Genomic DNA, 25,879 nt, shown 5'->3' on the forward strand with positions numbered 1-25,879 from the left:
TTTTTGGAAGAAATTGTGCAAATACCTGTAGGACGACCCAAGGATCTGGAAAAGCGTCAGCGCATCCTGAGTGTGGCCAAAGCGCTGTTTTTAGCGCATGGCTATCATGCCTCCAGCATGAACCAGATTGCACGTGAGGCAGGTGTGACCAAGCTGACGGTGTATAACCATTTTCAGGACAAGGCAACCCTGTTTAGCTGTGCGATTGAGGATACCTGTGAAGCCATTCTGCATGAACATCCTCAACTCTTGCAGCCGGGCAGTGACTTTGCGCAGGAGTTTTATCAGGCCTGTCAGCGCGCTTTAAATATTATTCATTTACCAGAAGCGATCAAGCTGGACCTGTTACTGATGGAACTGGCCTCGCAGCAAAGTCCTCTGGCAGAACAGTTTTATCAGGCCTCGCATAGCAAACTGGATGCAGTCTGGAATGATTTCTTTGCTCTGGCCCAACAGTACAGCTTTATTCAGGTCGATCTTCCAGAAAAACAGACCGAGCTGATCGTGTCCCTGCTGACCGGAACCCGTCATCAGAAAATCCTGCTGGGTCTCAGCCCTCCCCCTTCAAGCGCAGAACAGCAACAGATCATTAGCGAGGCCATTGAACTGTTTATGCTGAAATATGCTCTGCCTGACTAAAGCCTTCTCTCAGGATCGAGCACCGATAACCATATGTGGCCTAAAATTTGCTAAAAAAGCAGCCAATGCTCTGCAACTTTTGTCTCTAAGGGACTTGGATTGTCATGCAGTCGCGGTATAGTCAAAGCATGCATGTGAGGGAATAAAAAATGATTCAACAGATTGATGCACCACTACGCGAAGACGTACGCTTACTGGGTAATTTGCTTGGGGAAACCTTAAAATTACATGCCGGGCAGGATTTGTTTAATCAGATCGAGCAGATCCGTGCCCTATCCAAAGGCGCTCGCGATGGACAGGTCGAAGCAGAAAAACAACTGGAACAACTATTTTTGAGTCTAGAAGATGCAGAAATCCTGCCGCTGACCCGCGCCTTTACCCACTTTTTAAACTTTGCCAATATTGCCGAACAATATCATGTGGTACGTCGTCGCCGTCAGAGCGAGTTTGATGACACTGCAGAATCGCCCAATCCTCTGGTGCCTTTATTTGAAAAATTTAAACAGCAGGAGATTTCTGCCGACACGCTGTACCAGCAAATCTGTGAATTAAAAATTGAACTGGTACTGACCGCGCATCCGACAGAAGTCAGCCGCCGCACCCTGATCCAGAAATATGATGGTATCAATAATGCCCTGTCCAAATTCGACCAGCAGAAACTCACGCCGCGTGAACGTCAGGCGGTGTTGGCAGATCTGAAACAGCTGATTAGCTCGGCCTGGCAAACCGATGAAATCCGTCAGCATCGCCCGACCCCGATCGATGAAGCCAAATGGGGCTTTACTACCATTGAACAGACCTTGTGGAATGCGGTTCCGAAATTTATCCGGGAATTAAATGGCATGGTCGAACAACAATGCGGCCAGAACTTGCCCTTAGATATTGCACCGGTACGTTTTGCTTCCTGGATGGGCGGTGACCGCGATGGCAACCCGAATGTTACCCATAATGTGACGCAAGAAGTGTTATGGCTGTCACGCTGGAAAGCTGCCGATCTGTATTTACGCGATATTGAGAACCTGCGCTGGGAACTCTCCATTCAGCAATGTAGTACGGAAATCTCCGAGGCATTGGGTCAGGACCATCCGGAACCCTACCGTGAATATTTACGTGACACCCGTAGCCGCCTGAAAGCGACCCGACACTGGCTGGCAGAAAAATTAAAGGGCAATGATGCCGATGATAGTTTAGTCATTAAAAGTAAAGATGAGCTATTACAGCCACTATTGACCTGCTATCGCTCCTTAATGCACTGCAATCTGGCCGAAATTGCCAATGGCAGCCTGCTGGACTTTATTTACCGGGTCAACAGCTTTGGAATTGAGTTACTGAAACTGGATATTCGTCAGGAATCAGGACGTCACCGTCAGGCGATCTCGGCGATTACCGAATATTTAGGGCTGGGAAATTTTGAAACCTGGACCGAACAGGCACGTCAAAACTTTTTACTGCAAGAATTGCAAAGCAAACGTCCCTTGCTCCCAAAACATCTGAATGAACCAGCCGGCAGTCTGATTCAGCACCCGGATGTACAGGAAGTCTTTGCCACCATGCGCACCCTGGCAGAACAGCCAAGTGAGTCTCTGGGTGCCTATATTATTTCCATGGCAGAATATCCAAGTGATGTGCTGGCAGTATTGCTTCTACAAAAAGAAGCGGGTATCAAGCACGCCTTACGAGTGGTACCGCTGTTTGAAACCCTCAAAGATCTGGACGGCGCAGCCGAGACCATGTCGACCCTGTTCAATATGCATTGGTATAAACAGCATATTCAGGGCAAGCATGAAGTGATGATTGGCTATTCGGATTCAGCCAAAGACGCCGGTTTTATGTCGGCCAACTGGGCGCAGTACCGTGCCCAGGAAGAACTGACGACGATTGCCCAGCAACATGGCGTTCAGCTGACCCTGTTCCATGGCCGTGGCGGTTCGATCAGCCGTGGCGGTGCGCCAACCCAGCAAGCCTTGTTCTCACAGCCACCGGGGTCGATTTCAGGCACGATTCGGGTGACTGAACAGGGCGAAATGATCCGCTTTAAATTCGGACTGGAAGAGATTGCCCTGCAGAATCTGGAAATTTATACCGCTGCGACCTTAGAAGCGACCTTGCTCCCGCCACCCGAGCCGAAACAGGAATGGCGCGACTTGATGCATCAAATGACCGAACTCTCGGTTCAGGTCTATCGCCAGACCGTGCGTGAAAACCCGCATTTTGTCAAATACCTGCGCACTGTCACTCCGGAACTTGAACTGCAAATGCTACCGCTGGGTTCACGGCCGGCGAAACGTAAAGTCAGTGGCGGGATTGAGTCCTTGCGTGCGATTCCGTGGGTATTTGCCTGGACCCAGATTCGTCTGATGTTACCTGCCTGGCTGGGTACCGGTGCCGCGCTGAATAAAGTACTGGATCAGGGGCAACGGGCGGTACTCGATGAGATGCTGGCAGAGTGGCCATATTTTCAGACCCTGATTGATATGCTGGAAATGGTGCTGTCCAAAGCCGATGCACATGTGGCCTTGTACTATGAATCACATCTGACCCAAGATGAAGATCTCAAAGTACTCGGCACAGAGCTGCGCCAGCGTTTGCAGGATGCTGTACAGACCTTGCTGACGTTAAAGGGTGAATCCAAATTGTTGAGTAGCAACGGCGTACTGGATCAATCCATGAAAGTCCGTAAACCGTATTTGTTGCCACTACATTTGCTGCAAGCCGAGCTGATGAAACGTCGTCGTCTCTATCTGCAACAGCAGCAAGCTGAAAATACCCCAGTGGATCATGCCCTGATGGTCAGTATTGCCGGAATTGCTGCGGGTTTACGCAATACCGGTTAATCCAAACAGACTGTTTAAAAGCACATCTTCGCGATGTGCTTTTTTATTGAGCAGTCAATAGCCAAGAAATATTTTATTTTATATAGTAAATCAGATTTATTTATACATAGCCCTATTGATTATAAGAAATTAATCTACTGATTTCACTTTAGTTTTAACTCAAAATTCTTTTACCACCCGGTAAAATATTAAATAAAGTCATAGAATTAATTTGAACAAAAATTTTGTTTAAGTGATTAAATCTTCTAAAGAACAAGAGTATGATGTGCACAATTTATCTTTCGAGTGCTCATTTTATGTCCAGTTGGTTTCCCAAATGGCGCCCTTATGAGGGCAGCATCGATGCACGCCCAGTAGGTACCGCAGAGTATTTGCCACCCGCACAAACGGTCGTTTTGGGTGTACAACATGCTTTTGCCATGTTTGGCGCGACTGTACTGGCACCTTTTTTAATGGGCTTTGACCCTAACCTGGCCATTTTAATGTCAGGGATTTGTACCATCCTGTTCTTTCTGATTACCGGTGGCCGGGTTCCAAGTTATTTAGGTTCAAGCTTTGCCTTTATTGGGGTGGTCATCGCGGCAACCGGTTATGCCGGTGGTGGTGGACTCAACCCCAATATTGGCGTCGCAGCCGGCGGTATTATTGCCTGTGGTATCTTCTATGCCCTGATGGGTTTTCTGGTCATGGCGACCGGCACGCGCTGGATTGAAAAGCTGATGCCACCGGTAGTGACCGGTGCCGTGGTGATGATCATTGGCCTGAACCTTGCTCCAGTCACAGTGAAAAGCGTGATGGGCAATACCTTCAATATGTGGATGTCCCTGGTCACTGTGCTGTGCATGGGTTCAATTGCCGTATTCACCCGTGGCTTATTACAGCGCCTGCTGTTATTGGTCGGCCTGTTATTGGCTTATCTGATCTACTTTGTACTCAGCAATGTCATGGGTTATGGCACTGCTATCAACTTCCTTCCCATTCAGCAAGCAGCCTGGTTCGGTTTACCGACTTTCCATGCGCCGACTTTTGAAGTCAATGCCATGCTGATCATTGCACCGATTGCGTTGATTTTGGTGGCTGAAAATCTGGGACATATCAAGGCTGTAGGTGCGATGACCGGAGAAAATCTGGATCCGCATATTGGTAAAGCCTTTGTGGCCGATGGTGTTGCAACCACTCTGGCAGGGGGTGTCGGTGCGCCGGGCATGACTACGTATGGGGAAAACATTGGCGTGATGGCAGTCACCCGCGTGTATTCCACCATCATCTTTGCAGTCGCGGGTGTCTTTGCTGTGTTTCTGGGTTTATCGCCGAAGTTTGGTGCGATTATTCACACGATTCCGACAGCGATTCTGACCGGTGCTTCGATTGTGGTCTTTGGTCTGATTACCATTGCCGGTGCCAAAATCTGGATTGAGAACAAGGTCGATTTTTCGCAGAACAAGAACCTGATGGTGGCTGCGGTGACCATTATTTTAGGTACGGGTAATTTTGCCCTGACTTTTGGTGGCTTCAATCTGGGTGGTATTGGTACGGCAACGTTTGCTGCACTGTTCCTGAACTGGTTCTTTAGTCTGGCCGATAAAAAATAACCGTAAAACTTGAAAATTTATAGCAGCCCTTAGGCTGCTTTTTTTATGTTGATAGGGTTCAAATTTATAGCCAGTGCAATAACAACAAACCCCGCAAGGCTTCTATTAAAGCACGTGTCTGTTTAAGGACGAAACTCTTTCAGTTCACGTTGAATAAAGTATTGGAACATTTCACGGTATAGATGTTCAATAAACTCCTGATCGATACCCTGCTTTTGCGCCAGAGCTCTGACATTTTCTACAATCTGTTCCATACGTTCTGGTGACTGTAAATCGGTTTCGGTTTTTTTGAAACGGGTGGTTTGATCAACATAAAATTGACGCGCAGCGATCAGCTCAACTAAAGCTGTATCAATGGCATCGATCTGTTGACGTGCATGTTCTAGTGATTCAGCTTTGATCTTTTCCATGTTTTTTCAGTTCACTTTCAGTTTGATTATTACTCTTATACTTTTCTTCTAACACATTACTGAAAATACTTTCAATCATCCAGACCCGATATAGGCTATTAAATGTATAACTTTGATCATCTATGCGCAGTTCCAGTACCGGAAAATTCGGCTGCGACTTCATTTCACAGAGCATATCATTGTCCTGCAGCTTGGCCAGAATATCGTCCTGGGTCAGATCGACAATATTTAACTGTTGCTGCAAACGTTTGAAATGGGGTGCATAAGACAGGTCTTCACCACGGGTCCAGACGGCCTGCAAGAGCTGGTACATCGCCTCGATCCGCTGCTCCTCGGGACAGCTATAAAATAATTGTGCCATTGGCGCAATCGCCTGCTCGGTCGGCCGGCAGAACGGGGTAAATTCTACTTCTGTCCGTTTGGATAACCGTGTGGCCAGACTCCAGTCAAAATCATCCCGACCGCGATAGGACAAGGGATAGACATTTAGCTGGATATTATAATAATCCGCCAGTTCTTCCTTGATATAGGCCAGTAATAGCCAGGAAATCGGATCTTCCAGCGCGATATACAAGTCCAGTTCCGGATCCATCGAGTGGATCTCGTTCAGCTCCTCGGCATCACTGATCAGATGTTCACGCCATTCAATGTGATCGATCATAAAAATCGGATTACCAGTCAGCAGTTTTTGCTGCTCCAGACGCCGGGTCAGACGCAACAGGTCATCGACCGCCTGATACTGGCGACCGCCTAAATTGAAATAGCTGGCCAGAATCGGGGTCTGGTCAAAAATACGTTCGGGAAAATCCTGTGGCTGATGATGGCGACTGGCCATGGCATATAAGGTGCGCAATTTTCCGGTCTGTTTTTGCCAAAGCATATGGAAGACATCTTCCAGTAAATACAGGAAATCCTGTCCACGCAGCGGTGTATGTCGCAAAATCAGTTCGGCCTGTTTTAAGGCCTCAGCGGTCGGTAATTCCGGGGTATCATGAAAACTGAAACGATGCTGTTTCGACAAGATTTTGGCATCATTAATCGTATAGTGCTGCCATTCATCAAAAGACATCTGGTTCGGCGGTTCGGCATGCTCACTGGAAATGATGACTTTCAGCGGCTTGAGTTCTGGACTTAAAATTTCTTCGAGCTGGGGCAACTGCTGTACCGCCAGATAACTGTACACATCATCCAGTCTTAAATGGATACTCAGCCCATCTTGAATAGATAACACCGTTTGACGGGTCGGTTTTTGGTAAAACCAACTCGATCGGATTGGATCAAACCAACGGCGTAACAGGGACATGAGATCGGCCTCGACAAGAATGACAGTGCGCAGCTCAACACATGAGAAGCTGCGCAGAATAATCTATTTTTAAGATCGCAGAAGCCAAAGCCCTGCATGCTGTAAAAACTTATATCAAGTCATAAGCAAATGTTCAATGTTTAACAATGGATTAGAGGTCAAGATTCAGGTCAGTGACTGCCCCGGTTTCTGCCCCTGAAGTCAGTTTGGCGAATTTGGCCAGCGCACCGTACGTATAATTTGGCTGAGGTTTGGTCCAGGCTGCTTGACGTGCGGCAATTTCTTCTTCCGCGACATGCCAGGTCATTTCCCGAGTTTCGGCATTAATCGAAATCTGATCACCATTTTTCACCAGACCAATCGGGCCGCCCTCATAAGCTTCTGGCGTCACATGACCAATCACGAAACCATGACTGCCGCCAGAGAAGCGTCCATCGGTAATTAAAGCCACCGAAGCACCCAGACCTTTACCAATAATCGCAGAAGTCGGTTTCAGCATTTCCGGCATGCCCGGACCACCTTTAGGGCCGACGCCACGAATCACCACCACTTCACCCGGCTGGACTTCGCCATCCAGAATTCCACGCATGGCGCCCTGCTCTCCTTCAAATACCCGAGCCGGACCAGCAAAATGCAGACCTTCCTTACCGGTAATTTTGGCCACAGCACCTTTAGGTGACAGATTGCCTTTTAAAATCACCAGATGCGAGTCTTTTTTCACCGGCGCATCAAAAGGCAGAATAATCTGCTGGCCTTCAGGATAATCTTCTACCTCGGCCAGGTTTTCGGCCAGGGTTTTACCGGTCACGGTCAGGCATGAACCATCCAGCATACCAGCATCCAGCATGCGCTTCATCAGTGGCTGAATGCCGCCAATCGCGATCAGCTCAGACATCAGGTATTTACCTGAAGGACGCACATCAGCGACTACGGGAATATCTTTACCAATCCGGACAAAGTCATCCAGACTCAATTCCACCCCTGCGGTATGTGCCATCGCCAAGAGATGCAGTACGCCATTGGTAGAACCGCCCAAGGCAATCAATACTTTAATCGAGTTTTCAAAAGCCGCCTTGGTCATGATATCGCGCGGTTTAATGTCCAGTCGCAGCAGATTCATCACCGCTTCACCGGCCCGGGCACAGTCGATTTGCTTGTCTTCCGAGATGGCTTCCTGCGCCGATGAACCTGGCAGGCTCATGCCTAAGGCTTCAATGGCAGAGGCCATGGAATTGGCGGTATACATGCCGCCACAAGAACCCGGACCCGGCAAGGACACTTCTTCAATATGCTTGACCTGAATTGCGTTGATTTCACCTTTGGCATATTGACCGACTGCTTCAAATACCGAAATCATGTCGGTATGGCCTTCACCCGGCTTGATGGTCCCACCATAAATAAACAAGCCCGGACGGTTTAAACGTGCCAGTCCCATGATGCAGCCCGGCATATTCTTGTCGCAACCACCAATGGCAATCACCCCATCATAGGCCTGACAGCCCACTACAGTTTCAATCGAGTCTGCAATCACTTCCCGTGATAGCAGTGAATATTTCATGCCTTCCGTGCCGTTAGAAATCCCGTCGGAAATGGTAATGGTATTGAAGATAATGCCCTTGCCACCTGCCGCACTCACGCCCTGTTCGACGGTTCTGGCCAGCTCATCAATATGCATATTACAAGGCGTGACATTGGCCCAGGTCGAAGCAATGCCGACAAATGGACGCTTAAAATCTTCATCCTGAAAACCGGTAGCCCGCATCATGGAACGCGCCGGTGCATTTTCAATGCCTTCATAGACAGGGGCTGAATGTTCGCGGATATTATCTTTACTCATTATTTTATTCCTTGGCGATGACCAATGTTAGGCTTCGGTCTTTGGCAATTTATTTTAAGATCATTGTATAGAATTAAAACAGAGCAATACAGCTTTCAGGTGTTTCTATAATATTTGATACATGCCAAAGTCATCTGCAACTGTCCGAGGCAGGACTACAATTAATATTTACTGTTTCTGCGATCTAAGTGAAAAAAGCTAGTTTCGGACGAGTTTTGCAGATGAGAGTGGTTGCCTACTTTTGCCGAAACAAAAGTAGGTCAAACCGAAGCTTATAAGCTGCAATTAGCCAATTTCCTTTAAGACTGCGCTGTACTGAACCTATAAATTTCATTAAATAAAAAAGCACCTCATCTAGAGGTGCTTTTCTGTACTATAAGATTACAGCTTAGATATCACGTACCGCACCTTTCGCCGCACTAGTGGTATGCATTGCATAGGCTTTCAATGCTTTTGAAATTTTACGCGGACGCTCTTCAGCGGGTTTCCAGCCTTTGGCTTCTTGCGCTGCACGGCGTTCAGCCATCACCGAATCTTCAACCGCTAAATGAATGCTACGATTTGGAATATCAATTTCGATACGGTCGCCATCTTCAACCAAACCAATCGCACCGCCTTCAGCTGCTTCTGGAGAAACGTGACCAATGGAAAGACCTGATGAACCGCCAGAGAAACGACCATCGGTGACAAGCGCACAGTCTTTACCCAAGCCTTTCGATTTTAAGTAACTGGTTGGATACAGCATTTCTTGCATACCCGGCCCACCACGTGGACCTTCGTAACGGATCACCACCACATCACCTGCCGTGATTTTGCCACCTAAGATTGCTTCTACTGCAGAATCCTGGCTCTCAAAGACACGTGCTGTGCCATTGAATTTTAAGATGGAGTCGTCCACGCCTGCTGTTTTGACGATACAACCATCCAGTGCGATGTTGCCATAAAGAACTGCTAAACCACCATCTTGCGAGAAAGCATGTTCAACATTACGAATCACACCATTTTCACGGTCGCCATCTAAACGGGTGTAGTAACGATCTTGTGAGAATGCTGTTTGCGTCGGTACACCGCCCGGCGCCGATTTGAAGAAGTTATACACCTCTTCATTTTCAGTACGGATAATATCCCACTTGTCTAAAGCATCTTTTAAGGTCGCTTCATGTACGGTAGGTACAGAGGTATCGAGTAAGCCGCCACGGTCTAATTCACCGAGGATTGACATAATGCCGCCGGCACGGTGAATATCTTCCATGTGAACATTTTTAACCGCAGGTGCAACTTTACATAGCACTGGCACTTTACGCGATAAACGATCAATGTCGTCCATGGTGAAGTCAACTTCTGCTTCGTGTGCAGCAGCCAATAAATGAAGAACCGTGTTGGTTGAACCCCCCATCGCGATATCTAAAGTCATGGCATTTTCATACGATGCTTTGGTTGCAACATTACGCGGCAATACGCTGTAATCATTTTGCTCATAATGACGCTTGGTGATTTCCACAATCAACTGACCTGCACGCTCGAATAATTTTTTACGGTTGGCATGGGTTGCCAGCGTAGAGCCATTGCCCGGTAAAGATAAACCAAGCGCTTCGGTTAAGCAGTTCATGGAATTCGCCGTGAACATTCCTGAACATGAACCACAGGTTGGACATGCAGAACGTTCATAGGCTTTGACTTCTTCGTCAGTATAGTTGTCATCTGCAGCCACGATCATCGCATCAACAAGGTCAATCGCCTGTTCATTACCACGGATTTGGACTTTACCCGCTTCCATCGGGCCACCAGAGACAAATACCACGGGAATGTTCAGACGCATCGCAGCCATCAACATGCCCGGGGTAATTTTGTCACAGTTTGAGATACACACCATGGCATCGGCGCAATGCGCATTGACCATGTACTCGACCGAGTCTGCAATCAGGTCACGCGAAGGCAATGAATACAGCATGCCGTCATGACCCATCGCGATGCCGTCATCGACTGCAATGGTATTGAATTCTTTTGCCACACCGCCTGACGCTTCAATTTGACGTGCCACCAGCTGACCCAGGTCTTTGAGATGCACATGACCCGGTACAAACTGGGTGAACGAGTTCACCACCGCAATAATCGGCTTACCGAAATCTTCATCTTTCATTCCGGTAGCACGCCATAAACCGCGTGCGCCAGCCATATTTCTTCCGTGTGTCGATGTTTTTGAACGATAGTCAGGCATTTTATATTTCCAACAAAGTTTGAGCTTGAAATGAACCGGACAGATCCACTCTGGCTAAATCATACTGACAATAAGCTTAAATCAGTTAAATTTTACACCTATCATACTACAAGCCCTCGTTTTACAAGATGACCCTTTGGTTGTAGATGCAGGCAAAAATGTCTATAGAGAGGTCGTAATGATCTGACGATAAAAATTTCTTGATGAAATCTACTATACCGTCATCATCATCAGGACAATACAAAACTTTCATGAATAATTTTTACAATTTGCATGAGTTTTTTTTATATAAAAATTCCACTGAAATTCAAGCACTCACCGGTCTTATTCAATAAGTTTTTGCAACGATTAGGCTGAAATTTGGCTTTTGGCTTATAATACGCTTTAAGTTTATTTGGAATTTCATGTGTGAAGATCATATTTGCAGGCACACCAGAATTTGCAGCGACTGCATTGGCTGCGCTGCTCAAAACCGAGCATGAAATTGTGGCGGTGTATACCCAGCCTGACCGCAAGGCCGGACGCGGACAAAAACTCACGGCATCTGCGGTCAAGCAGTTGGCGCTTGAACACAATATTCCAGTGTACCAACCGCTTCATTTCAAATCTTCGACTGAAGAAGGTCTGGCAGCGCAAGCAGAACTCAAAGCCTTAAATGCAGATGTGATGGTGGTGGCGGCCTATGGCCTGATCCTGCCACAAGTGGTTCTGGATACACCAAAATATGGTTGCCTGAATATTCATGGTTCCCTGTTGCCACGCTGGCGCGGTGCAGCCCCGATTCAGCGCGCGATTGCTACTGGCGATACCGAAACCGGTGTGACCATTATGAAAATGGCAGCCGGTCTGGATACCGGAGACATGCTGTACAAAACCATCTGCCCAATTACCGCCGAAGATACCTCTGCCAGCCTGCATGACAAACTGGCGCTACAGGGCGCTGAAGCGACGCTAAAGGTTTTAGAATCGGAACAGACCTTGCAGCACTATTTAGCACAGCGTGAAGTGCAAGATGACAGCCTGACGGTCTATGCACATAAACTGTCTAAAGCAGAAGCGCAAATTGACTGGACACAAGCTGCGGCAGAGATTGACCGTAATATCCGCGCTTTTAATCCTTGGCCAGTAGCCTTTACCCCGCTGGATGACAGCAACAATTTACGCATCTGGAACTCATCACTTTCTACGCACAACGCAAGTAATGCTTTGCCTGGCGAAGTGATTGCCCTGGATAAAGACGGCGTACATGTAATGTGTGGTGATCAGAGCGCCATTTGCATCACCAATCTGCAATGGCCGGGCGGCAAAGCCCTGAATGCTGTTCAAATTAATCAAACTCAAAAACTATCGCTAGGATATAAATTCACATGAGCCAAATTCAATCATCAGCTAAAAACTTGAATTTGCGCGCGCAAGTTGTCAAAACGCTATTGGCTGTACAAAACGGCCAATCACTTGCTTCTGTACTCAATCAACATATCAATATCGTGTCTGAACGTGACCGTGGCTTGTATCACGAGTTAACCTTAGGCTGTTTACGTCAATGGCATGGCCTGAAAGCCATTACCCTGCCACTGTTAACCAAACCTCTCGATAACCAAGCTCTAGAAAGCTGCTTATATTTGGGTTTATACCAGATTCTATGTACCCGTATTCCGGCGCATGCTGCGATTTCAGAAACGGTGACAGCAGCCAAACAGCTGGGATTCGAACCTTTAAGTGGTCTGGTCAATGCGGTGCTGCGTCGTGTTTCACGTGAAACAGAAGAATTTGATCTGGCTTTAAATCAGGCGCATGGCCTGCCAAGCTGGTTATTTAAGCGTTTAAAGAAAGACTGGCCGGAACAGCTGGCTGAACTGTCGCACGAGTTAAAACAGATTGCGCCGTTGACCTTGCGTGTCAATGTCAATCAGGTCAGCCGTGATGAATATCTGGAAATTCTGGAAGAAGAAGGTTATGAGGCACGCGCCTGTACCCTGTCTGAAGTAGGCATTGTGCTGGAACAGAATGTACATATTCCAAACCTGCCGGGCTATGAAGCTGGCGGTTTCTCGGTTCAGGATGAACACGCACAGCTTTGCGCAACTTTAGTGCCTGATCTTGAAGGCAAGGTCGTGGTGGATGCCTGCGCTGCGCCGGGTGGGAAAACTGCGCATATTCTGGAAAAATACAGCCCGAAAAAGCTGTATGCAATTGATCAGGATGCCAAACGTTTAGTGCGTGTGGCAGAAAATCTGGAACGCTTACTGTTAACCGATTATGCCGAAGTTGAAATTATTGCAGCCGATGCCATTAGCTGGACAGCGCCTGAACCGGTCGACTGTATTGTGCTGGATGCGCCATGTTCTGCGATTGGTGTGATTCGTCGTCATCCGGATATTCGCTTGCTGCGTCATTCCACAGATATTCCGCAAACCGTCGCGCTGCAAAAGCAGATTCTGGAAAATATGTGGCAGCAGCTGAAAGTTGGCGGCAGCTTGCTGTACATCACCTGTTCGATTCTAAAAGCGGAAAATGAACAGCAGATGGTCGAGTTCTTTGCCCAGCATAGCGATGCCAAAGAAATCAAGATTGAAGCCGATTGGGGCATCGAACAGATTCACGGTCGTCAGTTGTTACCAACAGCCGATCAAGGCGACGGTTTCTTCTATTGCCATATTGAAAAGACCGCATAAATCATTAGTTTACAATCAAAAAAAGCAGCTTAGGCTGCTTTTTTTATGGAGTTGCCGGATGGCAACAGGACTTACTGAATAAACTTAAAGATCACCAGACTGCTGGCCAACGCAGCCATACCGCTCACCAGTCCATATACCGTTTCATGCCCTTCGGAATAACGTTTTGCAGTCGGCAATAACTCATCGAGTGCCAGATAGACCATCACCCCGCCAATTAAACCAAAAACCAAACCATATACTGTATCGCTCATATAAGGTGCCAGAATAAAGTAACCCAAGGCGGCACCCAAAGGTTCAGCCAGTCCCGACACCAGACTGGCCCAGAGCGCATAATCTTTGCGTCCGGTCGCCATATACACTGGTAAGGCAATTGCCACACCTTCCGGGATATTATGAATCGCAATTGCCACCGCCAAAGGCGCACCCAAGGCAGGACTTTCCAGCGTGGCAAAAAAGGTCGCCAGACCTTCTGGCAGGTTATGTGCGCTAATGGCGAATAAAGTCAGCATACCGGTACGCAATAGTTGCGGTGAACTGACGCCCTCACTGGCATGCGTTTCAACAGTTTCATGCGGATTCGGCACAAAATGATCCAGCAATAACACCAGAATCACGCCCAACAAAAATGCAAAGGTGCCAAAGGCAAAACCGGTTTTTTCATCAAAAGCCAGACTAAAGGAGGCAATCGATTTATTCAGAATTTCGGTTAAAGAAACATAGATCATGGCGCCCGCGGCAAAGGCCAGACCAAAGGCCAGCAGACGGAAATTGGGTTTTTTTAAGAAGAGTATCAGTCCTCCACCCAACACGGTGGCAAGCCCAGCGAAGAAGGTCACGGCAAAGGCTGTATAGACTTGTCCATCTGAAACGGAAATCATGCCAAATCGTCAGCCATTAAAAAAGTCATTATCACCATAGATGATAATGACTTTCGTTTACAGTAAAACAGTAGGTTTATGTGAAGATTTTTAGTCTTCTGGTTCTTCCGGATTTTTTGCCAGATGAATCACGGACAGTACCAGACCACCCCACAATAAAACGATAGAGATGATCATCATCACCAGTGCAGATGTATTCATAGTCGCTCTCCTAGCTATGACGGTCTTTGACCAGACTAAACAGAATGGCGCCCAGAATAAAGAATGCCATGACACCTCCACCCACCATCCACAGGGTGCTGGCAGCATAGCCACCATAACCTTCTGCCATGATCGATTTCAGGGTCAGACCCAATGCCATTAATAAGGACAACGGCGTGATGACGGTCAGCATGAAGTTCCAGCTGCGACCAAGTTTCACGCTGGCAAACTGATTCACATGGCCTTCCAGCTGTTTCATCAATGGACGACGGAACCACGACAACAGAATAATGGAGATCAAACCACCACCGACAATACCGATATTATTGGCAAAGTAGTCAATAATGTCGACAAAGGTAATCGCACTATGGGTCGAGAACATCAAGGTAGAAATCACCGCTGAACCACCGGCAATAATCGTGACTGACTTGTTCTTCGACCAGCCCAGTTTGTCCTGGAATGCGGCAATCGGAACTTGCAGGATACTGACCATCGAGGTAATACCGGCAACGGTCAATGAAGCAAAGAACAGGAAGCCAAACAGGTCACCACCTGCACCTAAACTGGAAATGATTTTCGGGAAAGCAATAAAGGCCAGACCAATACCGCCAGATACGACATCTTCAACATTTGCACCTGCGCTGAAGGCCATAAAACCAAGCGCTGCAAATACACCAATACCCGCCAGAATTTCAAAGGATGAGTTGGCCAGTGCTACCACGATCCCAGAACCGGTCAAGTTGGTTTTGCGTTTCAAATAAGAGGCATAGGTCAACATAATCCCGAAGCCCACCGACAGTGAGAAGAAGATATGACCAAATGCGGCCAGCCAGACTTTATAGTTACTCATGGCCTCCCAGTTCGGCGTAAAGAAAGCATTCAAGCCGTCGACTGCACCCGGTAAGCGTACCGCCTGAATCACCAGAATAGAAAATAAAATTACCAGAAGTGGCATAAAGATTTTATTCGCCAGTTCCACCCCACGGCGTACCCCACCGTAAAGAATCAGCATCACCGCAGCCCAAACAACCACCAGACCGAAAAACAGGACAGGAACAAAACCTAAACTTAAACCTTCACCATTTTGCAGATAAGTGTTAAAGAAAAAGTCCTGGGTATCTGTGCCCCACTGCTGCCCAAAGGAATAGAACATATAACTGCCGGCCCAAGACAAGACGCTGGCATAGTAAATCCCGATGATCAGGGTCACCATCACCTGCCACCAACCCAAGGATTCGGCATTCATGAGTTTTTTATAGGCCATGGGTGGTGCTTTACGGAACTTGTGTCCGACCGCATAGTCTAAAAACAATAAAGGCAAACCTGCTGCAAAAATCGCAATCAGGTAAGGGATCAGGAATGCCCCACCCCCATTTTCATAAGCCACATAAGGGAAACGCCAGATATTTCCCAAGCCAACGGCGGAACCAATGGCTGCAATAATGAATCCTGATCGTGCAGACCAATTCTCACGAGTTTCTGTCATAGAACACCTAAACTTTAAACCCCTTCAGATGCTGCTTGTTATGGTTATAGCGCAAGCAAATAAAGAAGCATTTCAATTATTTTGGGTGTTTGGATTAGAGCTGCACCTTTTGGGCGTCGAATTCTAATGTACAAACAGGTCAGCAGGTCTTACATCTTGCTTAAAGTCTGATCGAAAAGCTGACCTTGTAGATGGTTCAACAATACTGACTTTTTTAAATTTTTTCTGTAAATTCTGCTGAAAATATTCGTTATTTATAATCTATTCGAATTAAGCGTTCAATAATTCAACGAAACCCACCTGATTTTACAGGTTATATATTGACAAACTTTTTGGAATATATCTTTCTTAAGTTTGACTACAGAACCGTAGTCAAGCAAAGCTCATGCTGCGATCATCCAAATCGCCTTATATTTATAGAAGAATTAAAGTCAAAGGCTTATCGCGATGTGAGCCACTCTATAGCTGAAATGCGCGGAGCAGAGATCTGATCGCCCTGCTCCACGTGCATTTTTGACATCTAAAAATGGACTGCAATACCCCGGTCTGACCTGCAGCAAATCCATCACGGGATCTGAGCGATTGATGTCATTTACTTAAGATTTAATCACCAGCATCCGTTCTTCCTGCATATCGCGAATGGCAGATTGAATCCCTTCACGGCCTAAACCTGAATCCTTCACCCCACCATAGGGCATGTTGTCCACCCGGAAAGATGGAATGTCATTGATAATGACCCCGCCGACATGCAGATGATCCCAGGCATACAGCATCTTGTTCAAGTTCTGGGTATAAACTCCGGCCTGCAAGCCAAAACGGCTACGATTGATACAGGCAATTCCCGCTTCAAAATCAGGATAAGGTTCAATCATCGCCACCGGACCAAAGACTTCATCACGGTAAATTTCCAGATTATGATCCACGTTTTCCAATAAAGTCGGTGCGAACATCACTCCATCCAGCTCACCACCTGCCAGAATTCTGGCATCCTTTTTCAGTGCTTTTTCCAGCCATTTTTTCAGGCGTTTGGCTTCTGCTTCCTTGATCATCGGCCCCACCAAAGTTGTGCTCAGATTTGGATCGGTGGCTTTCAGATGTTTGAGTTTTGCAAGCAGTTTATCTCTGACTTCGGCATAAATATCCTGATGCACCAGAATGCGCTGCACACTGATACAGACCTGCCCGGCATGACCATAAGCACCGCCAACCAGACGGGTAATCAAGGCATCATTAATTTCGGTATCCGGCTCGATCATCACTGCGGCATTACCGCCCAGCTCCAGAACCACTTTTTTGCGGCCAGCTCGCGCTTTCATATCCCAACCCACCACATCGGAACCGGTAAAACTGAGTAATTTAAAACGGTCATCGGTGACCAGCACATCGGCCAGCTCGCGCGGACAGGGTAAAACTGAAAATGCGCCTTTCGGCAAATCGGTTTCCGCCAGAATCTCGGCAATTTTCAAGGCAGAAATCGGCGTCAGACTGGCGGGTTTCAACACGAAAGGACAACCGGCAGCAATTGCCGGTGCAATTTTGTGGGCGGTCAGATTTAAGGGAAAATTAAAAGGGCTGATTAAAGACACTGCGCCAATCGGCACCTGCTTAACCATACCCTGATACCCCGATGCTGCCGCGGTTACAGCCAAAGGCAGCATACGTCCCTGATCGATTTGAGTCACGGCATCTGCGGCAATTTGAAAGGTATTAATCAGACGCTCGACTTCGGCTTCTGCCGCTTTGCGCGGTTTACCGCCTTCTGCAATCAGAATTTCAGTCAGTTCTTCGCGTATTTCATGAAAGCGGCCTACACAATGCAGTAGAATTTTCTGTTTTTGAAAGGGTTCTAAAGCCGCCATCTCTGCCTCGGTGTCTAGGGCAGACTGAATGGCCTGCTCCAGACTTTTGGCATCGGCCAAAGCTACACGTGCATAGAGTGCTTGCGTATATTTATGTTTAACCTCTAGCCATTCTCCGGTCTGAACCGCCTGACCAGCCACATAGAATGAATAGTCTTTACACTGTTGTACTGCTGTAGATCGCATTTTTTAGTCCTTCAAAATCCTAGGATATACATTTTTGAAATTCTCTATATCATGCACTTGCTGATAAATATTAAGAAGATGTTTTTAAGTAACCAGACACGCTCAATTTTAATAAAGCTTTAGGGACTCACTGTCATGCAGACAAAAATACTCGCCACATTATTCTTCAGTTTTGGATTAAGCACGCTCAGTCATGCAGATTTCATCGGGGCAAAAGCCGATCTCAGCTACTGGAATTTTAACGGTTATAGCGAAAATAGCAGTATGAAACATGATCTGGATCGACAAGGTACGGCGCAGCTGTCCGTGGCTTTTGAACATCCAGTGCCACTGTTGCCAAATGCCAAAATCAAATATGTCAATCTGGACAGCAACAGCGAACAAAGCACTCCGATCAATGCCTCAGAAATCGAACTGAAGAATATTGACTATATTCTGTATTACGAATTACTGGATACCGTGGTACATGCCGATGTAGGCGCAGGCTTAAGCAATCTGGAGGGTACGGTAAAAAACCTGAATACCGAGGCTTTCACGCAATACGATCTGGATGAATACACTCCACTGCTCTATGCAACTGCAGGGGTTAAATTGCCATTTACCGGACTGAGTGCCAAAGCAGAAGCCGTTTACAGTCATGGCAGCGATAGTAAAAAGACCGATGTACAGGCTGAGTTACAATATGATTTTATTGATAATCTGCTGGTCGATGTCGGTGCCAAAATCGGTTATCGCATGATGACGGTAGATTTTCAACAGGATCAACGTCCAGATTTACAGCTGGAATTTAAAGGCCCGTATATTGGCTTAGATGTACATTTTTGATGCCAAGAATTCAGCAGCTGGTCGTGCTCAATTTCTCTGCGTTCATGTAAGTCAAAGCGTACAACAATAAGCGCAATCTGCTGCTGGTACAAAATCTGCTTGTGTATTACTTTAGACACATAGAGAGCAGGATGCTCCGAAAACCTAAAAACAACAAGAATAAGCAAGCATCAGGACGTGAGGTACGACAGGAGTTATACCTAAATCACGAGATACGGAAAAAGCCCCAACAGGATGTTGGGGCTTTTTTTCTGCTATTTCTTTTTCTGTGCATTGCTTTATTTATCATTGCTTAACAGTTCCGAGTTAAAACTCCAACATTGTAAAAATCGGCTTGTTGTTAAGCTAAAAATCCTCACATTTTTTGGGAACAGCAATCATGGTAAAAAAGGTCCTCTTTATTACATCCAATCAAGGTATTGAACATGATGAACTGACTGAGCCTTTAAATTTTTTAAAGTCCAAAGGTTTTGAAGTGATTCATGCTGCAGAAAAAAATGAAGATGTAGCCACTGTCAAAGGTGATACCAAAGCTGCTACCCAATATACGCCTGATACCAGTTTTGACCATGTCGACCTGAATGATTATGATCTGTTGGTGATTCCAGGTGGTACAGTCAACGCAGATACTTTAAGAATTAATCAGGATGCCCAGAAAATTATTCAGCATTTTGCCGACAATCACAAACCGATTGCGGCGATCTGTCATGGGCCATGGGCCTTAATTGATGCAGATCGAATTAAAGACAAGAATCTGACCTCGTATAAAAGCATCAAGCTGGATCTGGAAAATGCCGGCGGAAAATGGGTCGATGAAGAAGTGCATCGCTGTAATACCGGTGGCTGGGTACTGATTACTTCACGGAATCCGGATGATCTTCCGGCCTTTAATGAAGCCATTTTAAAAGAACTTGAAGGCGATGCTGCCTAAGTTCCTACCATAAAAAGAGAACCTCATGATTAAGGTTCTCTTTTGCTTTAAATAGTTCCGGTCAAGCTTTTTAGATAAACCATCACTTCTTTATTGCCTGCCATTTCGGCCAATTCTAAAGCAGTATTAGGACTGCGATGTGCAATATCAGCACCCTTGCTGACCAAGAGTTTGACCACTTCCAGATGATCATTTTCAGCAGCGGCCTGTAAAGCACTATAGCCTTCTTCGTCGGCAGAGTTAACGTCCAGACCTTCCTGTAAGCCTTGCTCGACCTGTTCAACATCGCCTAAAGAAGCCCAGTACACCAGTTCAGGAAGATGTAATTCGTCATCATCTTCAGGGATTGGGGAGAATGAGTCGAATTGCATAGAATCTACCTCAAGATTTATTTTAAGTCTGAGGGTATAAAAGCATATCCATTATAACTAATCCAATCCATGTGCAAAAAATTTCCTAATGATTTAACTGACTCAATATTAGCTGTAGGACCCATTAAAAAACTAGAGAAAACATTTCTTTTATTATTTTCTTTATATTCATGGATATACCATACATCCTGTATATGTTTTCTTTGAATATTGCCTTGTTCATCTTTTCTATGTAATAGACGACTTATTTCTTGGTAAATAAAATCTTGATCATGAAAATCATTTCTTTCATTTAGAAGAACTAATATCCCTGTGCAATCATCTTTTCCTATAGCTTTTTTAGTTTCAGAGATTTGTTTATCTGCTGATGAAAGAAGTGATCGCAAATTTCGAGAGGCATAATCACATAATTTATTTCTAATAAAATTAGGATCTTTATGTTTTTGGATCAACTCTTCAATATGTACAGTCCCAAAAAATTCTGGGAAATCCTGATCTTTATCTACTTGATCATTTGTAAAGTCATTAATTGTACTCTGTCTATCTTTTTCTAAAAATTTGACTTCCAAAATCCATGAGCGCTCAAAAGCAAAATAATCTGCCTTACGCCCTATAAATTTAATATCCTGTATATCATCTATCGATTCATATTCAGAATCCGCAAACTTCTTAAAACGATCATTTAGGTTCATTTATTTATCACTTTTTTAATATTTTTTAAATTTATCATTTAATGATAATAATAAAAAAGCCCCCTATCGGAGGCTTCTTATTTAATCCTTAGCTTTAAGCTTTAGATACTGCTGGTTCAATTGAACCAATCTTTTCAGACTCATTGTCATGCATGATCAAGGCAACCGCAATTGCAGTAATCAGAACCGGTAAACCGACTGCCATAAAGTTGAAGTAAGCTGGCAGGTTCATACCCAGTAAGCCACCAATCAGGATTGGGCCTACAATCGCACCCATACGACCAATCGCAGAAGACCAGCCAATACCTGTCGAACGTACCGCAAGTGGGTAGAACTGCGCAACATAGCTATATAGCAACATTTGCGAACCAATCGACGCTGCACCCGCCAAGAACACCAAGATATAAAGCAGGAACGAATTCGACTGGAAGCCCATCAGGCTCATCACAATCGCACCCATAATACCCAGGAACATCAGTACCGGTTTCAAGTGGAAACGATCCGCCAGAATACCACCACCCACAATACCTACAACCGCACCCACGTTCATCACCATCATGAACATCAGACTGTTGTCCATCGAGTAGCCCGCTGCCATCATCAACTTCGGTAACCAGCTGCTTAAAGCATACATAGTTAACAGACAAGTGAAGAACGCGACCCAGAACAATAAGGTATTGACCGCACGGCCACGACGGAACAAGCTCACCACGTTTGCTGCTTCAGGCACATTTTCCTGTGGCAGGGTAAGCGTTGTATTCTCGGTAACCGTTAGATTTGGTGCCAGACGACGTACGATTTGACGTGCTTCAGCCTGCTTGTTTTGCTTCACAATAAATGCCAGCGATTCAGGCAAAAATTTCCAGATCACTGGTAATAAAAATAATGGAATACCCGCGATAAAGAACATGATTTCCCAACCAAAACTTGGGGTAAACCATGAACCCAACAACGCAGCCATTACACCACCGACGGCATAACCACTAAACATGGTGGTTACCAAGGTACTGCGCATTTTTTGTGGCGCATATTCCGAAGTCAATGCCACCAGATTCGGCATGACCCCACCAATACCCAGACCGGCAAGAAAACGTAAAATACCAAATTCGGTTGGATTTGAGGCAAAGCCACCCGCAAAAGTTAAACCACTGAATAATACAATACAGATCATGATCACTTTCTTACGACCGATCTTGTCCGCGAGGGAACCGAAGATCATCGCACCAAACATCATGCCAGCCAGTGCGGTACTTGCAAGCATGCCCGCTTGCACTGCACTTAAGCCCCAGTCTTGCATCAGTAAGGGTAAAACCACACCATTGATTGCTAAATCGTAGCCATCAAATAAGATAATGAGTAAACACCAAGCAACTACATTGAAGTGGAAAGGCGTGAATTTCGCATTATCGACTACAGAATTTACATCTATTTTTTCCGTTGTCATCGTTCTCATCTCCCATGAGTACTTGTCCATAACATCTTTGTTGAAGATTGAAGGCAATCTTCAATGTCAGGCAATATACGCAAGCGGGATTTAAGGCACAATAAGACTAATTGATATTCTGCTATGATAAATGTAATGCCATTTATTTGCGTGATATGTCACATTATTATTAAAAATTAAATTTTAAGCTATTAATAATAATGACTTTAATTTAAGCAGAATTTGTAGATTTTTTAGCTCAATCACTTTTTTTGAGTGGTTTTATTTCATACTAAAAATATAAAAAACCCCTTCAGACAAAGGGGCTTTTTTAGCTGAATGAATCTATGAGGATCGTTTAAATTTTGGCTGCTTTTAATTGTTTCACCTGAACGCGACCGGGTTGTGGTTGACGAATCATTGAAATAGCGATGATGCCAATAATACCCGGCATGGCAACCGCGATGAAATTCCATTTATGTGGTAATTCCATACCCAGCAGCATACCAATCACAATTGGACCCACAATTGCACCTGTACGCCCCACAGCAGAAGCCCAACCAATACCGGTAGAACGTACTGCAACAGGATAGTATTGAGCAACATAGCTATATAACAAGATACTGGTACCAATAGATGAAGCACCTGCTAAACTGACAAGTAAATAAATAACAGGTGTTGGAGAGTTAAAGCCTAAACCAACCAGAGACAGTACACCCACAGTTAACATACTAATAAGAACAGGTTTAAAGTCAAAACGGTCTGCCAGAATACCACCGCTAATGGTTCCGATCACGGCACCAATATTCAGTGCTAATAAGAACATTAAACTGCTGCCTAAAGAATAACCCGCAGCCATCATGAGTTTTGGCAGCCAACTTCCAAGTGCATAAAGCATGAGCAAGCACATAAAGAAAGCAATCCAGAATAAGAATGTTCCCATTGCACGATTTTCTGTAAATAACGCTTTTACTGATGCACTTTGTGTCTGATCGCCTGTGGCTAGAACCAGTTCAGTGTCTGCTCGTACGTCTGCAGTTGGCTCAACTCGTTTTATAAAATGACGTGCCTCATTCATTTTTTGTTCTTTAACCAAGAAAGTTAGAGACTCAGGTAAGAACTTCCAAAACAATGGAACAAAAAGTAAGGGAATACCTGCAATGAAGAACATAATTTCCCAACCAAAACTTGGAGTAAACCATGTACCACATAATGCAGCCATAATCCCACCTACGGCATAACCACTAAACATGGTAGTTACAAGTGTACTTTTTAAACGTTTAGGCGCATATTCAGAGGTTAACGCAACCAGGTTAGGTAATACCCCGCCTATGCCCAAGCCGGCAATAAAACGTAAAATACCAAACTCTGTTGGAGTGGTGGTAAATCCACCCAAAAATGTAAAAGCACTAAATAAAGTGACACAAATTAAAATCACTTTTTTACGACCGATTTTGTCTGCAAGCATCCCAAACAGCATGGCACCAAACATCATGCCGGCTAGTGCTGTACTGGCAAGCATGCCTGCTTCAACAGCACTCATGCCCCACTCCTGCATCAGTAGAGGCAGAACGACACCGTTAATTGCTAAATCATACCCGTCAAATAGAACAATAAACAAACACCACAATACAATGCTTAAGTGAAATTTATTGAATTTTGCCTGATCAATCACATCATTCACACTAACCGTATTTGCTGCCATTTTCGTGTTTTCTACCATTTTTACTCACCTCCTGTGAGTTATTATTCGTTGTTTTCAGCACGACACATGCCACTAACTCTTATTTATTATTTTTAATGATTCTTATCGCCATGTTCGTGCAACAACTTAGTTCAACACAGCTAATTTTCAGGCAATATGCGACTAAAGTCTTAAGCTTTGCTCAAAATTCTAAACCCATGCGTCCAGTTTTTAATGATTTCTTAACAATTCAAGCTTCTTCTTCGATATAAAAATCCCTGAGTTCTCAGACTCAGGGAACGTTTTAAAATTGAGAAAAAACTGAAATTAATATAATGCTTGAGCTAATCGGATTTGAATAATTTCATTATCATCTGCCAGATTTCGATTACGACCACTTGAACCGGGAAAGTTATTGTCATTCAAGACGGTAATTAAATCAGGCCCTTCAATAATAATGTCTTCAATGCTCTGAAATGGAAAACCAAAGCGCTGACCGGTGGCAAGATCTCCCGGACGTACCGGACCATAAAGTAAATCTGGATTGGCCAGATCCATTAAATTAACCAGTTCTTCACGTGCGACAGACTCACCGGACTGATTCAATCTGACCTTGATTAATTTTTTATAGCCGCCCAGATTATTTTCACTGTCATCACGTTCAATAATCACACCTTCTTTGGCACTAAATAACTGAAAATCACCAATTGCAGAGGCTTTCGAAGCCAACTCAAAATAATAGAAATTTCCAGTATAAACTTTCTTTTCCAGATCAAATTCTGAAATGATTAGTTGTGGCGTCGTGGCATTTAATAAAGGTTTTTCAAGTAAAGGATATAAATAGCGACCATTGGGGGAAATTGCCATACCTTCAAAGCCCCCACTCCGCTGTACCAAAGGTTCAATATAACCGTCAATATAACCGGTAGTCCCCTTGTTTAGCTGATTTTGTGGAGATCTGAGTTCAGTTCCAGCTTCTAATGGATCAGCTAAAGCAATCGGCGGGCTTTTTAATATTCCATCTGCACTAAAATGTAATAAATAAGGGCCAAATTCATCTCCAATCCAGATATCGCCATTGGGCGCGCGCTGCATAGATTCCGGATCAAAGTCAGCACCTGTCAATAAACGCTCTTGAGTATTCTGATGGACAATTTCAAAAGGAATCAGTTTGTTCGGATCACGAAGCTGAATGTAAGATAAATGTTTGACAGTTGCTGTACCGCCCGCCTTGGTTCTGAAATCGCTAGAAAGATGATGCAAACGCAATAAATAATCAGAAGAATTATCTTGCGAGCCAAAGCCATTATCCGACATCACCAGATAAGTTCCATCCGGCTGCTTTAATGCAGCAGAAAAACCCTGTACAGGCTGGCCTGAAAATGGAGGAAAAATACCATTTGCCCCACGTACATCTCGTCCTGAATCAAGGCCTTCTGCATAGGTCTCTACATCCAGTTTGGCAAAAGACACCAAAGTTGGTTCAGTTACGCTTTCGATGGGCTGAAGGGTTTTATCATCGGATTCATTGCATGCCGTCAGAGCGAATACAGAGACCGCCAGGAAACTTAAAGAAATTTTTCTCATACGTCTATTCATCTTTTTATAAAGTCGACGTCTTATTTAATACAGTGTGAATGACAGGACAGTTGCGATGAGATGAAGTTTTAAGGACAGTTTTATCTTAATAATTATAAACCCCACACACAAAAAAACACCCCCTGCATAAGCAGGGGGTGTTTCGAATAATGAGCTGGCGATGACTTACTCTCACATGGGTAACCCCACACTACCATCAGCGCAAAGAGGTTTCACTTCTGAGTTCGGGAAGG

The 25,879-nt window shown here is 45.2% G+C and carries 20 protein-coding genes; 7 read left to right on the forward strand and 13 right to left on the reverse strand.

Going from position 1 to position 25,879, the window contains the following annotated elements; all coding sequences use genetic code 11:
* Window positions 1–15 precede the first annotated feature (15 nt).
* The 3 genes from FTU44_RS10080 to FTU44_RS10090 all read left to right on the forward strand — a co-directional run bounded on the left by FTU44_RS10080 (window position 16) and on the right by FTU44_RS10090 (window position 5,065).
* A complete protein-coding gene (locus FTU44_RS10080; RefSeq protein WP_180050507.1) occupies window positions 16–639 on the forward strand; it encodes a TetR/AcrR family transcriptional regulator in 624 nt (207 codons plus the stop codon).
* A gap of 149 nt (window positions 640–788) precedes the next feature.
* On the forward strand, window positions 789–3,473 hold the full coding sequence (gene ppc, locus FTU44_RS10085) for a phosphoenolpyruvate carboxylase (protein WP_159138873.1): 2,685 nt from the start codon (window positions 789–791) through the stop codon (window positions 3,471–3,473).
* Between the two features lie 296 nt (window positions 3,474–3,769).
* Entirely contained in the window at window positions 3,770–5,065 is a 1,296-nt protein-coding gene (locus FTU44_RS10090; protein ID WP_180050509.1) for a solute carrier family 23 protein, read from the forward strand.
* A gap of 122 nt (window positions 5,066–5,187) precedes the next feature.
* Here FTU44_RS10090 and FTU44_RS10095 read toward each other — a convergent pair whose 3' ends face one another.
* The 4 genes from FTU44_RS10095 to ilvD (FTU44_RS10110) form a co-directional block, all read right to left on the reverse strand.
* Complete coding sequence (locus FTU44_RS10095) at window positions 5,188–5,475, reverse strand: chorismate mutase (RefSeq protein WP_180050512.1); 288 nt, start codon at window positions 5,473–5,475, stop codon at window positions 5,188–5,190.
* Window positions 5,456–6,778: a hypothetical protein gene (locus FTU44_RS10100; protein ID WP_180050515.1), complete on the reverse strand. Its 1,323-nt coding sequence runs from the start codon at window positions 6,776–6,778 to the stop codon at window positions 5,456–5,458. Before FTU44_RS10100 ends, FTU44_RS10095 begins: the two co-directional genes overlap by 20 nt.
* A 151-nt stretch (window positions 6,779–6,929) precedes the next feature.
* On the reverse strand, window positions 6,930–8,615 hold the full coding sequence (gene ilvD, locus FTU44_RS10105; RefSeq protein WP_180050517.1) for a dihydroxy-acid dehydratase: 1,686 nt from the start codon (window positions 8,613–8,615) through the stop codon (window positions 6,930–6,932).
* 388 nt (window positions 8,616–9,003) lie between these two features.
* Window positions 9,004–10,833 carry a dihydroxy-acid dehydratase gene (ilvD, locus tag FTU44_RS10110; RefSeq protein WP_180050520.1) on the reverse strand — a complete coding sequence of 610 codons (1,830 nt, stop codon included), beginning with the start codon at window positions 10,831–10,833 and terminating at the stop codon, window positions 9,004–9,006.
* A gap of 408 nt (window positions 10,834–11,241) precedes the next feature.
* Here ilvD (FTU44_RS10110) and fmt point away from each other — a divergent pair, with 408 nt between their 5' ends.
* Window positions 11,242–12,204 (forward strand): methionyl-tRNA formyltransferase, encoded by a 963-nt coding sequence (fmt, locus tag FTU44_RS10115; protein ID WP_180050523.1) that lies wholly within the window; start codon window positions 11,242–11,244, stop codon window positions 12,202–12,204.
* The gene (gene rsmB / locus FTU44_RS10120) at window positions 12,201–13,508 is read left to right on the forward strand and encodes a 16S rRNA (cytosine(967)-C(5))-methyltransferase RsmB (protein WP_180050526.1); all 1,308 of its coding nucleotides are present in this window, start codon (window positions 12,201–12,203) and stop codon (window positions 13,506–13,508) included. The genes fmt and rsmB overlap by 4 nt, the downstream gene beginning before the upstream one ends.
* A 71-nt stretch (window positions 13,509–13,579) precedes the next feature.
* Here the strand turns inward: rsmB and zupT are convergent, their stop codons facing one another.
* The 4 genes from zupT to FTU44_RS10140 all read right to left on the reverse strand — a co-directional run bounded on the left by zupT (window position 13,580) and on the right by FTU44_RS10140 (window position 18,121).
* The gene (zupT, locus tag FTU44_RS10125) at window positions 13,580–14,389 is read right to left on the reverse strand and encodes a zinc transporter ZupT (protein ID WP_074383769.1); all 810 of its coding nucleotides are present in this window, start codon (window positions 14,387–14,389) and stop codon (window positions 13,580–13,582) included.
* Window positions 14,390–14,479: 90 nt separating this feature from the next.
* A complete protein-coding gene (locus FTU44_RS10130) occupies window positions 14,480–14,590 on the reverse strand; it encodes a methionine/alanine import family NSS transporter small subunit (RefSeq protein WP_005173576.1) in 111 nt (36 codons plus the stop codon).
* 10 nt (window positions 14,591–14,600) lie between these two features.
* Window positions 14,601–16,076: a sodium-dependent transporter gene (locus tag FTU44_RS10135; RefSeq protein WP_074383770.1), complete on the reverse strand. Its 1,476-nt coding sequence runs from the start codon at window positions 16,074–16,076 to the stop codon at window positions 14,601–14,603.
* 596 nt (window positions 16,077–16,672) lie between these two features.
* The gene (locus FTU44_RS10140) at window positions 16,673–18,121 is read right to left on the reverse strand and encodes an aldehyde dehydrogenase family protein (RefSeq protein ID WP_180050529.1); all 1,449 of its coding nucleotides are present in this window, start codon (window positions 18,119–18,121) and stop codon (window positions 16,673–16,675) included.
* A 135-nt stretch (window positions 18,122–18,256) separates the two neighbouring features.
* On the opposite strand from FTU44_RS10140, the gene FTU44_RS10145 reads away from it, so the two are divergent.
* Together FTU44_RS10145 and FTU44_RS10150 are read left to right on the forward strand one after the other, a co-directional pair.
* Window positions 18,257–18,946 carry a TIGR04219 family outer membrane beta-barrel protein gene (locus FTU44_RS10145; protein WP_180050532.1) on the forward strand — a complete coding sequence of 230 codons (690 nt, stop codon included), beginning with the start codon at window positions 18,257–18,259 and terminating at the stop codon, window positions 18,944–18,946.
* Between the two features lie 379 nt (window positions 18,947–19,325).
* Window positions 19,326–19,877: a type 1 glutamine amidotransferase domain-containing protein gene (locus FTU44_RS10150; protein ID WP_005173569.1), complete on the forward strand. Its 552-nt coding sequence runs from the start codon at window positions 19,326–19,328 to the stop codon at window positions 19,875–19,877.
* 47 nt (window positions 19,878–19,924) lie between these two features.
* Here FTU44_RS10150 and FTU44_RS10155 read toward each other — a convergent pair whose 3' ends face one another.
* The 5 genes from FTU44_RS10155 to FTU44_RS10175 all read right to left on the reverse strand — a co-directional run bounded on the left by FTU44_RS10155 (window position 19,925) and on the right by FTU44_RS10175 (window position 25,634).
* A complete protein-coding gene (locus tag FTU44_RS10155) occupies window positions 19,925–20,248 on the reverse strand; it encodes an ankyrin repeat domain-containing protein (protein WP_180050535.1) in 324 nt (107 codons plus the stop codon).
* 17 nt (window positions 20,249–20,265) lie between these two features.
* Window positions 20,266–20,940 (reverse strand): hypothetical protein, encoded by a 675-nt coding sequence (locus tag FTU44_RS10160; protein WP_180050538.1) that lies wholly within the window; start codon window positions 20,938–20,940, stop codon window positions 20,266–20,268.
* Window positions 20,941–21,034: 94 nt separating this feature from the next.
* Window positions 21,035–22,384 (reverse strand): aromatic acid/H+ symport family MFS transporter, encoded by a 1,350-nt coding sequence (locus FTU44_RS10165; protein WP_005173562.1) that lies wholly within the window; start codon window positions 22,382–22,384, stop codon window positions 21,035–21,037.
* Window positions 22,385–22,721: 337 nt separating this feature from the next.
* A complete protein-coding gene (locus FTU44_RS10170; RefSeq protein ID WP_171255752.1) occupies window positions 22,722–24,086 on the reverse strand; it encodes an MFS transporter in 1,365 nt (454 codons plus the stop codon).
* A gap of 288 nt (window positions 24,087–24,374) precedes the next feature.
* A complete protein-coding gene (locus FTU44_RS10175) occupies window positions 24,375–25,634 on the reverse strand; it encodes an esterase-like activity of phytase family protein (RefSeq protein ID WP_257226475.1) in 1,260 nt (419 codons plus the stop codon).
* Between the last annotated feature and the right edge of the window lie 245 nt (window positions 25,635–25,879).

It is taken from the genome of Acinetobacter sp. YH12105 (assembly GCF_013419095.1).
In the GTDB taxonomy this organism is placed as follows: Bacteria; Pseudomonadota; Gammaproteobacteria; order Pseudomonadales; family Moraxellaceae; genus Acinetobacter; species Acinetobacter pseudolwoffii.